Source organism: Ereboglobus sp. PH5-5 (genome assembly GCF_029504805.1).
In the GTDB taxonomy this organism is placed as follows: Bacteria; Verrucomicrobiota; Verrucomicrobiia; order Opitutales; family Opitutaceae; genus Ereboglobus.
In genome coordinates, this window is record NZ_JAQFIT010000016.1 from 62,900 (window position 1) to 76,968 (window position 14,069).

General features: G+C 61.6%; 10 protein-coding genes. 5 read left to right on the plus strand and 5 right to left on the minus strand.

Going from position 1 to position 14,069, the window contains the following annotated elements:
* Positions 1–8: 8 nt before the first annotated feature.
* Positions 9–2,021, minus strand: a complete 2,013-nt coding sequence (locus M2103_RS11275; protein ID WP_277510635.1) for a cation-translocating P-type ATPase — start codon at positions 2,019–2,021, stop codon at positions 9–11.
* A 112-nt stretch (positions 2,022–2,133) separates the two neighbouring features.
* Between M2103_RS11275 and M2103_RS11280 the strand changes: the two genes are divergently transcribed.
* Complete coding sequence (locus M2103_RS11280) at positions 2,134–2,418, plus strand: metal-sensitive transcriptional regulator (protein WP_108823829.1); 285 nt, start codon at positions 2,134–2,136, stop codon at positions 2,416–2,418.
* Positions 2,419–2,542: 124 nt separating this feature from the next.
* Here M2103_RS11280 and murJ read toward each other — a convergent pair whose 3' ends face one another.
* On the minus strand, positions 2,543–4,168 hold the full coding sequence (murJ, locus tag M2103_RS11285) for a murein biosynthesis integral membrane protein MurJ (RefSeq protein WP_277510636.1): 1,626 nt from the start codon (positions 4,166–4,168) through the stop codon (positions 2,543–2,545).
* Between the two features lie 342 nt (positions 4,169–4,510).
* Here murJ and trpS point away from each other — a divergent pair, with 342 nt between their 5' ends.
* Positions 4,511–5,473, plus strand: a complete 963-nt coding sequence (trpS, locus tag M2103_RS11290) for a tryptophan--tRNA ligase (RefSeq protein ID WP_277510637.1) — start codon at positions 4,511–4,513, stop codon at positions 5,471–5,473.
* 143 nt (positions 5,474–5,616) lie between these two features.
* The gene (locus M2103_RS11295; RefSeq protein WP_277510640.1) at positions 5,617–6,174 is read left to right on the plus strand and encodes a transposase; all 558 of its coding nucleotides are present in this window, start codon (positions 5,617–5,619) and stop codon (positions 6,172–6,174) included.
* 93 nt (positions 6,175–6,267) lie between these two features.
* Here the strand turns inward: M2103_RS11295 and recQ are convergent, their stop codons facing one another.
* Positions 6,268–8,109: a DNA helicase RecQ gene (gene recQ, locus M2103_RS11300; protein WP_277510642.1), complete on the minus strand. Its 1,842-nt coding sequence runs from the start codon at positions 8,107–8,109 to the stop codon at positions 6,268–6,270.
* Between the two features lie 171 nt (positions 8,110–8,280).
* On the opposite strand from recQ, the gene M2103_RS11305 reads away from it, so the two are divergent.
* Entirely contained in the window at positions 8,281–9,342 is a 1,062-nt protein-coding gene (locus tag M2103_RS11305) for a 3-deoxy-7-phosphoheptulonate synthase (protein ID WP_277510646.1), read from the plus strand.
* 16 nt (positions 9,343–9,358) lie between these two features.
* Here M2103_RS11305 and M2103_RS11310 read toward each other — a convergent pair whose 3' ends face one another.
* A complete protein-coding gene (locus M2103_RS11310; RefSeq protein ID WP_277510648.1) occupies positions 9,359–9,919 on the minus strand; it encodes a transposase in 561 nt (186 codons plus the stop codon).
* A 139-nt stretch (positions 9,920–10,058) separates the two neighbouring features.
* Positions 10,059–12,644, minus strand: a complete 2,586-nt coding sequence (clpB, locus tag M2103_RS11315; RefSeq protein WP_277510650.1) for an ATP-dependent chaperone ClpB — start codon at positions 12,642–12,644, stop codon at positions 10,059–10,061.
* Between the two features lie 497 nt (positions 12,645–13,141).
* Between clpB and M2103_RS11320 the strand changes: the two genes are divergently transcribed.
* The gene (locus M2103_RS11320; RefSeq protein ID WP_277510651.1) at positions 13,142–14,056 is read left to right on the plus strand and encodes a DUF2059 domain-containing protein; all 915 of its coding nucleotides are present in this window, start codon (positions 13,142–13,144) and stop codon (positions 14,054–14,056) included.
* The last annotated feature ends 13 nt before the right edge of the window (positions 14,057–14,069 follow it).

Here is a 14,069-nt window from a genome sequence, read left to right on the forward strand (position 1 = left end):
TTGCGCCGCTACTTGTTTTTTCCCAGCAGCAATCGCAGCGCGTTCAGGCACACGACGACCGAGCTGCCTTCGTGCGCGATCACGCCGAGCCAGAGCGGCACGAGTCCAATGATCGAACCGGTTGCCATGATAACAACCACGCCGAGCGACACCGCGAGGTTTTGCCTGATGATTCTTTTTGCGCGGCGGCTCAGGCGAAACGCGGCGAGCACGTTTTCAATGCGGTCGTGCATTAGGATGACCTCGGCTTGCTCCAGCGCCGCGTCGCTGCCGCGCGCGCCCATCGCAATGGACACGTCGGCCGCCGCGAGACTCGGCGCGTCGTTCACGCCGTCGCCCACCATCGCGATGCGTTTGCCTTGCTCGCGGAAACTTTGGATCGCCTCAACCTTGTCCTCCGGCTTCAGGCCGGAGCGCACTTCGTCGAGGCCGAGTTCGCGGGCGATGTTTTCCGCGGCATGGCGCCGGTCGCCCGTGAGCATCACCGTGCGCACTCCGTTTGCGCGCAACTTGGCGAGCGTGTCGCGGGAGGTTGTGCGTATTTCGTCGCGCAGCAAAATGCGCCCCGTCACATCCCCGCCGGTTACCCAGACTTCGCTCAGGTCCGGCGACGAGGGCGGAAAACTTTTAATCGTTTCGACCAGCGGGCCGGTGTGGTTTTCGATGATCAATTCGCGCCGGCCAAGCAGCACGGGCACGCCGTCCACGCGTCCGCGAAGCCCCATGCCGGTGAGTGACTCGAACGCCTCCACCGCGGCGGTTTGCACGCCCGTGTTTTGCGCGTGTTTGACGATGGCGCGCGCGAGCGGATGCTGTGAATTGTTTTCAAGCGCGCATGCCAGGCGCAGCACGTCGGATTCGCGGCCCGGCGGAAAACTTTCCACGGTGGCGACGCTTAGTTTTCCCGTTGTGAGCGTGCCGGTCTTGTCGAGCGCGATGACATCCACGTCGGCGAGTTTTTCGATGGCCGCCCCGCCGCGAAACAGCACGCCGTGCCTTGCGCCCCACGCGATGGCGGCGAGAATTGCCGAGGGAATCGAGAGCACGAGCGCGCAGGGGCTCATGACGACGAGGAGCGTCATGGCGCGATAAAACGCCGATGTCGTTTCACCGCTGATAAACGGCGGCGCGCCGAAGCCGAGCCACCACACAAAAAACATGACTGCGCAGGCGCCGAGCGCGAGGAGCGTGTAATGGCCGCCAAATTTATCCGTGAATCGCTCGCTGGGAGCCCGGAGTTTTTGCGCCGTCTGAATCATGCGGATGATTTTTTGCAGCGTGCTTTCGGAGGGCAGCCGGTTGACCTCGAAATCGAGCACGCCCCACAGGTTGATCGTGCCGCTGTAAACCGCGGCGCCGGCTTCCTTTTCGACCGGGGTCGCCTCGCCGGTGATGGTCGATTCGTCGCAGGCGCTCTCGCCCTTGATCACCGTGCCGTCGGTTGGAAACGCCTCGCCGGGCTTTACGCGCACGTGGTTGCCCACGGCGAGCGCGGCGACTTCAACCGTTGTTTCCATGCCGGCGTCGTCGAGCAGCGTGGCGGTTTTTGGCGCGCTCTTGAGCAGCGAGCTGACCTCGCGCTGTGTGCGGTCCATTGCATAGGCTTCCATCGCCTCCGCCCCCGAAAAAAGAAACAACAGCACGACCGCCTCGTGCCACGCGCCTATGCATGCCGCGCCGACGGCGACCGCAAGCATGAGAAAATGAATGTCGAGCGTGCGCGTCTTTATGTTTTCCCAGGAGTCCTTCGCCGCGTCCCACGCGCCGGCGACCAGGGCGGCGATGTAGAATGCACCGGCCAGCCACGAGGGCCCGACTTCCGCGCGCTCAATCACAAATCCCGTGACGCCGAGGACGCCGCAGAGCCCCGCGAGCAGGGCGAGATTCTTCCATTCGCCGCCGTGGTGGTGATGTCCATGGCCGGATTGGTGGCCATGACCATGGTCGTGGCCGTGTTCGTGATCATCGTCATCATGGTGATGGTTTTCATCGTGGTGATCCTGTTCGCGGGATGTCGTCATGAGTAAGGGCTATACCCCCTATACCCATATTGACAAGACGAAAGAAACGTGAAAATGTCCGTGCCAGACACACGATCTAATTTTCAAAAAAGGGGAAGGCCCCGACATTTTTATGAGCGACATACATCATCATCCCGAGGGCGAGACAAAGGCGTTGCAGGTTCGCGTTCGCAAGATCGCCGGGCAGATCAACGGAGTGGAGCGCATGCTGCTGGCCGACCGCGACTGCGCGGAAATTCTGCTGCAACTGCTTTCCATACGAAAGGCGATCAAGTCGCTTTCGGAAAAAATCCTGCACGCGCACATACGCGATTGCATCGAGGGCGCGACGAACGGCAACGACGCCAAGCGCCGCATCCGCGAGCTGACGACCGTGCTGGAGCGCTACGTGGAGTAGGTGCGGGGCGCGCGCGGACTGCCAGCTTGGCCTTCCGCTCGTTGCGTGGGTTTTTCAAGGTGGCACAGCCATTCCTGTCTGTGTTCCGCGGCATTGGTTCACGGCACGGACAGGAATGTCCGTGTTACCTTGATCGGGGGCGAATCCGTTTCAATATCATGGCGCGCGCTTCGTCGCGGCCCTCGATGCGCAGCACCCAGGCGAGGGCCGCGTAGAGCGCGACCCCGGCGGCGATCATTATGGCGAGGCCGCAGGCGGTGTTGAATGTCGTCGCCGTCGCGAGGTGCGTCCACGCGCGCCAGCCTCCCCAGACCGCCGCGCCCATCGCCGCGCTCGCGATGATTATTTTTCCGAGGTCGCGGCCGATGTGAATGAACGCCATCTCGGGCGCTTTGCGCGTGAGCATCACCTGCAAAAACACCGCTTGCACGATGATGGCTGCGTTGCCCGCGATGGCGAGGCCCGCGGTCGAGAGCGGCCCCATCAGCACGAGACTCAGGACGATGTTCACCACGAAACTCAGCAGCGCGGCCACCACGGGCGTCTTGGTGTCGCGGCGCGCGTAGAAGGCGCGCAGCACCAGGTTTACAAACGAGAAAAACGGAAGCCCGACCGCGTAGATCGCGAGCACGGGGGCCATCGCGAAGGTGTCGCTTGCGACAAACTCGCCGCGTTGGAACAGCAGCCGGATTAGCGGCAGCGCGAGCACGCCAAGCCCGGCGGCGGCGGGGATGTTGATGAGCAGGATCAGGCGCATTCCCTTGCGGTAGGCGTTTGCCATGCCGGCGGTGTCGTTTTGCGCGGCGAAGCGCGAGATGAGCGGAAACACCACCGTCGAGACCGCCACGGCGAACACGCCGATGGGCAGCTCCATCAGGCGCTGGGCAAAATTGAGAAGCGCGACCGCGCCGTCGTTGAGCGACAGGGCGATGTAGCGCGACACGGTCATGTTGATCAGGTAAACCGCCGAGCCGAGCACCGTCGGCGCCATGAGCCGGAAGATCGCGCGCACCGGCTCGCTGAGCTCAAGCGTGAAGCGCGGACGCCAGCCCTCGCGCAGCAACGCCCACCCGGGCACGCACATTTGCCCGAGTCCGCCGGCGAGCACGCCGGCGCACAGCATGTAAACCTGCGTCATTTTTGCGTCCGGCCAGAGCCGCGTGCCGAGCCAGAGCATTCCGATCATGGCGAGGTTGAGCCAGATTGGCGACAGGGCCGGCTCGAGAAAGCGTCCGAGCGACTGCAGCGCCGAGCTGAACACGGACGCCAGGCACACAAAGAGCAGGTAGGGAAACAGCACCACGGTCATGTTGCCGCTCAACAGCCAGCGTTGCACGGTGGCGTTGTCGCCTGTGAACACGCGCGCGGCCGCCTCGATCCACGGCGGCTGGCTGAAAAAAATCATCGCCGCCACAACGACCGCGCCCGCCACGACCGCGAGCCAGCTCGCGACTTGGTTGACCAGCGCGAACGCGCCCTCGCGCCGGCGTTGTTCGAGCTCGATGTTGAGCGTCGGCACAAACGCCGCCGTGAGCGAACCCTCGCCGAGCAGCCGCCGGAACAAATTGGGCAGCTGGTAGGCGGTGAAAAAAGCCGACGAAATCCCGCTCAAACCGAAGACCGCCGCGGTCTGCATGTCGCGCACAAGGCCCAGCACGCGCGACACCATCGTCGCGCCCGACACCAAGCCTATGTTTTTGAGGTTCCTCGACACGCCCGCATTTGTCGCCACGCGGGCGGCATCTAGCAAGAAATTAGCTCGGGCCGGGGTGTAATTGCGAATGGTAGCAAAACGCAAAGATGCAATCCTTTGGAGTGCGGTGGCAAAGCGAAGCGACGACACCGCTTTGAGCGAGTTGCGCCCGGTGAAAATCTTACGCTGTTCAAAGCGGTGTCGCCGGTCGCTTGCGCTCCCTTTGCCACCGCACTCCAAAATAACTCCGCTTCGTCGCATATTTCATCAAACTGCTACCAATTGCAATTGCACCCCTCGGGCCGCGCGCGGATGTTTTGCGATTGAGTTGCGCGGGGAGCATTTTTCTTCTTCTCCTGACTCCAGACTCCTTTCATCCTGCTCCCTTTTATTCTTCCCATGCGCATTCTCACAGGCATCCAGCCCTCGGGCACGCTCCACATCGGCAACTACTTTGGCGCCATCAAACCCGCCGTCGAATTGCAGGCGCGCGGCGACGCGTTTTATTTCATCGCCGACTACCACTCGATGACCACGCTCACCGACCCGGAGCAGCGGCGCAAAAACGTGCTCAACGTGGCGCTCGATTTTCTCGCGTGCGGACTCGATCCGTCGCGCAGCGTTTTCTGGAGGCAAAGCGATGTGTCCGAGGTGTGCGAACTGACGTGGATTCTCGGCACCGTCGCCCCGATGGGGCTCATCGAGCGCGCGCACAGCTACAAGGACAAGCTCGCGCACGGCTTCTCGCCGAGCTTCGGACTGTTCTCCTATCCCGTGCTCATGGCCGCTGATATTTTGCTGTTCAACTCCGATCTCGTGCCCGTGGGCAAGGACCAGAAGCAACACCTGGAGATCACCCGCGACATCGCGATCAAATTCAACCTGGCCTACGGCGATGTGTTCACGGTTCCCGAGCCGGAAATCCGCGAGGAAGTCGCCACCGTTCCCGGCCTCGACGGCCAGAAAATGAGCAAGAGCTACAACAACACGATCGACATTTTCGGCGACGAAAAGGCCGTGCGCAAAAAAATCATGGGTATCGTGATGGACAGCCGCACGCCCGCGGAGCCGAAACCCGACGCGGACCAAAACCTCGCAATTCAGCTACTCAAACTCGTTGCGCCCGCCGATATCGCGAAGGAAACCGAGGAGCGCCTGCGCGCGGGCGGGCTCGGCTACGGCGACCTGAAAAAAAGCCTGTTCGAGCACTACTGGAACTATTTCGCAGAGGCCCGCGCCAAGCGCGCCGAGCTTGCCGCGAACATGGACTATGTGAACAAGGTTCTGGCCGACGGCGCCGCGCGAGCGAGGGAGGTCGCGGCACCCATCCTGAAAAAAGCGCGCGAGGCTTGCGGACTGTGATGTGTAGGGGCGCACCTTGCGTGCGCCCTGGTGTTCGTAGAACTGTTTGCGAGCGTATCCACAAAGTCCTCGAGCACTAGGGCGCACGCGAGGTGCGCCCCTACGGCCTTGATTGCAAACTTCGACAGTGATTATGTGGCGTCATGCCGTTCTACTCGCGTCGAACCTCGCAACTGCATGTCGGGCGAATATCAATTTCCGGCGCGCGCTATTTTGTGACATTTGCGACCGAAGGTCGCCGACCATGGCTCAATGATGCTTTGTGCCGTGCACACATGATCGAGGTTTTGAAAAGCGGACATAATGCGCGCAGGTGGATGCTGCTGGCGGTCACTTGCATGCCTGATCATGTGCATGTGCTGTTCGAGCTTGGAGTGGATGTCGGCGTGTATGCGAATGTCGGGCGTTGTGTGGCGCGATGGAAAAACCTGTCGCGAGCCAACGCGACGCGTGGTGATGGCTGGCAGCGCGATTTTTGGGAACATCGTTTGCGCCCGGATGAGATGAACGAGGACTATGCCCGATACATTTATATGAATCCATATCGTGCGGGCTTGATTGAATGCGGCGATGGCGGATGGGATGGCACATGGATGCCAGAGCCGAGGTGTTTCGATTTTGTGGAGCACCTCGGCCCGTCCGGTTCGCCGCCCGTTGAGTGGCTCGGTGATTTGGAAAAAGTCGCCGACCGCGATTCGTAGGGGCGCACCTTGCGTGCGCCCTGGTGTTCGTAGAACTGTTTGCGAGCGCATCCACAAAGTCCTCGAGCACGAGGGCGCACGCAAGGTGCGCCCCTACGAGTTATTATCAAACTTCATGCGCGGGTTGTTTTCCAAAAATTCCGCGATGGTAGCTGCGAAGGTTTCGCCGAATTCGGCGCGCTTTTTTTCGCCCATGCCGAAGATGTCGTGCATGTCGGCGAGGCGCGTCGGGTATTCTCGGGCGAGCTGGCGGAGCGTGGCGTCGCCGAAGATGACATAGGCGGGCACGCGGCGTTCGTCGGCGAGTTTTTTGCGGAGTTCGCGCAGGCGGGCGAAGAGGATTTCGTCGCACTCGATGCTGCCCTGGCGCGGGATGACTTTTTTCACCTTCGGGAGCGCGATCGGCTTGGTGAGCATCACGGGGCGGCGCGAGCGGAGCAGGTCAACGCCCTCGGCGGTGAGTTCGAGCGTGGGGAACTCGCCCTCGGCTTGCGCGAGGCAGCCCATGCGCATGAGTTCGCGTCCGACGGCGGCCCATTGCGGGCGCGTCATTTCGGAGCCGATGCCGTAGGTGCTGACCTTGTCGTGGCCCCAGCGGCGGATTTTGTCGGTGTCGGCTCCGGTGAGCACTTCGACGATGTGGTTGAGGCCGACGCCGAAGCGGCTGGCCTGGCGCACGCGATAGACGCAGGAGAGGAATTTTTGCGCGGCGATGGTGCCGTCGAATGTTTCGCGCGGCTCGAGGCAGTTGTCGCACGCGCCGCAGTTGTCTATCGGGAAGGTTTCGCCGAAGTAGCCGAGGAGTTCGCGGCGGCGGCACGAGGCGTTTTCCGCGTAGTGGAGCATGAGGCGCAGTTGCGTGCGCGCGACGTTGCGCTCGTGCTCGTCGGTCATCTCGTCGATGAAGTGCGTTTGCTTCGCGGCGTCGCCCCCGCTGAAGAGCAGGAGGCAGTCGCCGGGGAGCCCGTCGCGCCCGGCGCGGCCCGTTTCCTGGTAATAACCCTCGATGTTTTTCGGGAGGTCGTAGTGGATGACCCAGCGGACGTTGGGTTTGTTGATGCCCATGCCGAAGGCGATGGTGGCGCAAATGATCTTGGTTTCGTCGCGGAGGAAAAGCTCCTGGTTTTCGGCGCGCTCCTTGTTGGTGAGCCCGGCGTGGTAGGGACGGGCGGAGTAGCCGCGCGCGGAGAGCGACTCGGCGACACGCTCGGCGGTGGCGCGCGTGGCGCAGTAAACGATGCCGCTTTCGTCCTCGCGCTTTTTCACGAAGGCGATGATTTGCGCGAGCGGGCCGTCCTTGGGCAGGACGCGGTAGGTGAGATTGGGGCGGTTGAAACTGGCGACGTAGATTTGCGGGTCGCGGAGCTTGAGGTGCCTGACGATGTCGGCGCGCACGCGCTCGGTGGCGGTGGCGGTGAGCGCCATCACGGGGATGTCGGGCAGCAGCTCGCGGAGTTGCGCGAGCTGGCGGTATTCGGGGCGGAAGTCGTGCCCCCATTCGGAGATGCAATGCGCCTCGTCGATGGCGAGCGCGGCGACGTTCCACGCGCGGAGATTTTCCGCCCAACTGTCGAGCATGAGGCGCTCGGGCGCGACGTAGAGCAGCCGCCATTCGCCGCGGTGCAGGCCGGCGAGGCGCGCGCGCGATTCGCGTTCGCCGAGCGAGGAATTCAAGAACGTGGCCGCCACACCCGCCGACTGGAGCTGGTCAACCTGGTCCTTCATCAACGCGATGAGCGGCGAGACGACGACCGTCAGGCCGGTGCGATGCAGCGCGGGCAGCTGGTAGCACATGGATTTGCCGCCGCCGGTGGGGAGCAGCGCAAACACGTCGCGACCCGCGAGCGACGCCTCGATGATTTCGCGCTGGAGCGGACGAAAATCGGGATAACCGAAAGTCGTCTGGAGCGTGATCTGGAGTTCGTCGGGCTGCACAAACGCTATAGCCGCAAAGAGGCGCAAAAGGCGCAAAGGAAAAAATGCGAGGGTTGGATTTTCGGGCATTCGCCCGCGTGTCACGCATTGCCATGCCGGGGGCCTGTTCGCCGCATTTGAAAGGTTTAACTTGCTGGCAAACGCCCGGCGTTTCAGGTTGCGACCTTGTCCATGCATAAAACGTCCGACATCAATATCATCGAAATAAGAGCGCTTCCGTCGCCCGCCCAGCTTATGGCGGCCGAGCCGCGCACCGATACGCAGTCCGCCTTCATCGCCAGCGCCCGCGAGCAAATCCAGAAAATCATTTTCGCCGACGACAAACGATTCCTCCTCGTCGTCGGCCCGTGCTCGATTCATGACACCGCGGCCAGCGCCGATTACGCCCGCCGGCTTGCCGCGCTCGCCCGCGAGGTTTCCGACCGCGTGCTCATTGTCATGCGTGTTTATTTCGAGAAGCCGCGCACCACGATTGGCTGGAAGGGGCTCATCATGGATCCGCGGCTCGACGGCTCGCACGACATCGCCGCCGGACTCCGCATGGCGCGCGCGTTTCTGCGCGAAATACTCGACCTCGGCCTGCCCACCGCCACCGAGTTGCTCGACCCGGTGACGCCGCAATACATCGCCGACCTCATCTGCTGGTCGGCCATCGGCGCGCGCACGACCGAATCGCAAACACACCGCCAAATGGCCTCCGGTCTTTCCATGCCGCTCGGTTTCAAAAACGGCACCGACGGCTCGCTCTCCGCCGCCATCAACGCGATCAAGGCCGGTTCGCAGCCCCAGACTTTCCTCGGCGTCAATTTCGACGGCCATGCTTCCGCGGTTGTCACCCGCGGCAATCCGTGGTGCCACATTGTGCTGCGCGGCGGTTCGCACGGCCCGAACTATTCGTCCGAGCACATCGCCGAGGCCGAGCGCGTGCTGGCGAAGGCAAACCTCCCGCGTTCCATCCTTATCGATTGCAGCCACGACAACTCCGCCAAGCAACCCGGGCGACAGCCCGAGGTGTTGCGCGAGGTGGTGCGCCAGATCAACGAAGGCAACACCTCGATCATTGGCGCGATGCTCGAAAGCAATTTGCTCGCCGGCAACCAGCCCTTTCCCCAGCCGCGGGAAAAGCTGAAATACGGCGTTTCGATCACCGACGGTTGCATCGATTGGGAAACGACCGAGTCGCTAGTGCGCGAACTTCACGCCGCGCTCGCCCCGCGCTTCGCGCAAGGCTGAGCTTCTGCCGTGTTGGTTAACGAAGGTAGGGCGGTTTCGCCGAAACCGCCGCTTCCGAAACTGCCGCGCGAGGCTGTCCATTGTGCCATTGATACGGCCACTCGCCGGGTGTCGCGCAGAGGTTTTTGCGCAAGGGATTGTTTCGGATGTAGTGCCATTTTTCAGCCAGTGAAGCATGATCGCGTATGCGGTGATCGAAAAAATCCCGCTGCCACTGGATGTTTTTGTGCCGGGCAAGATAGCGTTTCCAGTCGAAAACCGTGCGACGCATGGAGACCGTCCTGCTGAATGAAACCAGTCCGTGCAAGTGATCCGGCATGAGCACGAGAAGTTGTATCCACCATTGGCAGATGCGCTGGCGATGAATGAAACTGTTTTCCACGGTTTGCGCGATGTCGGGGGTGGCAAGCTGGTTCAGTCCGCGCGGGGTGCAGTTGATTGTGATGAAGTAAGTTTCCCCGTCCTTGACCCATGAGGGGATGGCGTGCGGGAGTTTTTTGCGTTTTGGGAGCGACGCATAGGGTAGGGCGCGCTCGCCGAGCGCGCCGTCGGGAGGAGTGGGGTTTTGCGTGTGCATGATGCGCCGGTCTTTGCCAGCCGCCAAAGCATGTGGTTTTGCCAATGATGGCAAAAGGTTTTTGGCCGGATGATGGCGGAATATGGTGCAGACGGCGGTTTCGGCGAAACCGCCCTACCCAAAACACTCTCGCGCGCTGTTACGTTTTCATCACCAGCTTGTCGTCTTTCACGCTGAACTTCACTTCGGCGCCTTCGGTGATTTCGCCGGCGACCAGGGCGCGCGCGAGTTTGGTTTCGATTTCGCGCTGGAGATAACGCTTGAGCGGGCGCGCGCCGAAGACCGGGTCGTAACCGCGCTCGCCGATCCATTCTTTTGTCCGCTTGTCCATCGTCACGGTGACGCGGCGGTCGGTGAGGCGCTTGTTCAGGTCGGCCAGGAGGAGGTCAACGATGGCCGTGATTTCGTCGAGCGTGAGCGGCTTGAAGAGGATGGTTTCGTCGATGCGGTTCAGGAACTCGGGACGGAAACTTTTGCGCAGCTCGGTCATCACGCTTTCGCGGACGGATTCCGGGATGGTGTCGCCCGTGACGCCTTCGAGCAGGTGGCGGCTGCCGAGGTTCGAGGTCATGATGATGATCGTGTTCTTGAAATCCACGGTGCGGCCCTGGCTGTCGGTCACGCGGCCGTCGTCGAGGACTTGAAGGAGGACGTTGAAGACGTCGGGGTGCGCTTTTTCGATTTCGTCAAAGAGCACGACGGCGTAGGGCTTGCGGCGCACGGCCTCGGTGAGCTGGCCGCCTTCGTCGTAACCGACGTAGCCCGGGGGCGCGCCGATGAGGCGCGAGACGCTGTGCTTTTCCATGTATTCGGACATGTCGATGCGGATGACGGCGTCCTCGGTGTCGAAGAGGGTGGCGGCGAGTGTTTTGGCGAGTTCGGTTTTGCCGACGCCGGTGGGGCCGAGGAAGAGGAAGCTGCCGACGGGGCGGCGCGGGTCCTTGATGCCGGCGCGGGCGCGGAGGATGGCGTCGCTGACAAGGTCAACGGCCTCGTTCTGGCCGATGACGCGCCGGTGGAGCGTGTCGGCGAGGCGGAGGAGTTTTTCGCGCTCGCTTTCGACGAGGCGCGTGACGGGGATGCCGCTCCACTTGGCGACGATTTCGGCGACCTCCTCGGCGGAGACTTCCTGCTTGAAGAGCTCGGTCCTGGCCTCGGCTTTTTCGAGTTTCTTGAGTTCGTTTTCGAGTTGCGGAATTTTGCCGTGCTGGAGTTCGGCGAGTTTGTTGAGGTCGTAGGTGCGCTCGGCTTTTTCCATGGCCACGCGCGCGGCGTCGAGTTCCTCGCGGACTTTGCTCACGCGGGCGACGGCGGCTTTTTCCTTGTCCCATTTCGCTTTCAACGCGGCGGTTTCGGTGCGCGTGTCGGCGAGTTCCTTGCGGAGTGTTTCGAGGCGGCGTTTGCTGGCCTCGTCTTTTTCGAGCTTGAGGGCGGCTTCCTCGATTTCGAGCTGGAGGACGCGGCGCTGGAGGGCGTCGAGTTCCTGCGGGGCGCTGTCCATTTCGGTGCGGATCATGGCGCAGGCCTCGTCGATGAGGTCGATGGCCTTGTCGGGGAGGAAACGGTCGGAGATGTAGCGGTTGGAAAGGGTGACGGCGGAGACGAGGGCGTTGTCCTGGATGCGGACGCCGTGGTGGAGTTCGAAGCGTTCCTTCAGGCCGCGGAGAATGGAGATGGCGTCCTCGACGGAGGGCGGCTCGACGAGCACGGGCTGGAAGCGGCGCTCGAGGGCGGCGTCTTTTTCGATGTGCTTGCGGTATTCGTCGAGCGTGGTGGCGCCGATGCAGTGCAACTCGCCGCGCGCGAGCATGGGCTTGAGGAGGTTGCCGGCGTCCATGGCGCCCTCGGTTTTTCCGGCGCCGACGATGGTGTGGAGCTCGTCGATGAAGAGGAGCGTGCGGCCCTCGGACTTTTTGATTTCGTTGAGGACGGCTTTGAGGCGTTCCTCGAATTCGCCGCGGTATTTCGCGCCGGCGATGAGCGCGCCCATGTCGAGCGCGAAAAGGGTTTTGTCCTTGAGGCCCTCGGGGACGTCGCCGCGCACGATGCGTTGCGCGAGTCCCTCGACGATGGCGGTTTTGCCGACGCCGGGTTCGCCGATGAGCACGGGGTTGTTTTTGGTTTTGCGCGAGAGGATGCGGATGGCGCGGCGGATTTCGTCGTCGCGACCGATGACGGGATCCATTTTGCCCTTGCGGGCCTGGGCGACGAGGTCGATGCCGTATTTTTCGAGCGCCTGGTAGGTGGACTCGGGGTTGTCGGTGGTGACGCGCTGGTTGCCGCGAATGTCGCGGAGTGTTTTCAGGACGGTGTCGCGGTCGAGTCCGAAGGACTTGAAATATTTCGCGAGCGCGGGCGGCTTGCCGACTTCGATGAGGCCGAGGAAGAGGTGCTCGACGCTGATGTATTCGTCCTTGAGTTTTTTCGCCTCCTTTTCGGCGGCGATGAAGACTTCGTTGACGGCCTGGGTGATGTAGATTTTGGAGACGTCGATGTTGCCGGTGACGCGCGGGAGGCGGTCGAGCTCGCGCCCGGCGGCGAGCGTGAGGGCGCTGGTGGTGAGGCCGAGTTTTTCGACGAGCGCGGGCACAAGGCCGTTTTCCTGTTGGAGCAGGGCGTAGAGGAGGTGCCACGAATCGACTTCGTTGTGGCTGCGGTTGCGGGCTTCGTTTTGCGCGTCAGTGACCGCCTGGCGCGACATTGCGGTGAGTTTTTGAAAATCCATAATGCGCACAATAACGCATTATGCGTGCCAACACAAATGGGCGGGGCTTCGGAGGGAGACGTTAATTTGGTGTGTGCCGCCGTGCGCCAAAAGTGCGCCCCTGCGAGGACGATTTGGCGCAGCGTTCGCGTTACTTCTAGTGTTACGTCAAAAGGCAAGGACCGAGGTGTTTTCTGGTCGGCATCCCACGGCATAGTTATGCTCTAAAGTGTCACCTGTCTTTCCGGATCATACCAGCTGAGAAGATAATTTTTTTACCAAAAAAGACCCAGCTAAAACCAGGGGCCAGCGCATCGACGCGGGGGGGGCATGGATCGAGTTTGAAAATGCGGAAAATAAGTGGTCCCCGCGCAACATAGTTTTCGGGCGGATGCGGAAACGCATTTTTTGCAAGGGTGGCCAAGGGTGCGACGCGCGCCAATCGACACGGCGCCGTTGACAGGTAATACGCAATCATCCATGTGAGCGGCCTCGTGTTTAACGTCCCCCAAAAACTTATGAAATACTTGCTTGCTATCATTATGCTCTCATTGGCCTGCGGCCTTTGTAAGGCTGGGACAACATCTGACAAGGCGCGGGAACTAAACAAACTGCTGGATCATTTGGGCTATGGCGAGTCGTTTTCACGATTGAGTGCGAGCGTTGTGCGGATCCAACGGCATGCCTACGCACAGGCAAATCTGCCTTCCGAAGTTTGGGATGATATCGAACGCGAGCTGCGTTCCGATGAGATCAGGAAAATATGCGCAAAGCTATATGACGAGGCGCTCACGCTTGAAGAGATTAAGGCGGCAAATGCGTTTTATGAAAGCGACCTAGGGCGAAGCTACGCAAGGAAAGTCAGTGAAGTCGGCGAGAGGGAATTCTATGCGGCGAGGGAATGGGCTGGAAAAAAAGCTGAGGCCGTCCTTCTGCGCTATCGGCAACAAGCGGCGAAGGCCTCCGAGGTGCCCACTCCGCTCCCCCACGTTTGGACCGATGAAAAAACGGGCGACAAAGTAGCGATTCTTCGTCTGCCAGCAGCCCCTGATTCGGAGACCATGCGCAATCAAGCGGGCGGTTTTATTGAAGGAGCGCTTAACAGCGGATACTTTATCCCTCAACGCGCAGGGGAAACCTCGTTCGCAGGCCTGCCGGCCTTGTCCATGCGAGGTCGCGCGGTCGCTGATGGCCGTGAGGGCACAGTAATCTTCACGATAGCGTTTGCGAAGGATTGCAGCTATTTAATTACAGCTATCTCCGAGAATGAGCCTTCAACCGCCACACAAGAGGCGGAGATCCTCGAGACAGCGGAACCCCGCGAGGAGTTGATTCCAGTTGTCAAGGAAATCGGATCGAAGCTCCGTGACAGCATCGGGGAGCTCGCCGAGGAGGCTAAAAAAATCGTGGCTGCCCGGCGTGTCACGAAATAGCCGGACGGGGTGG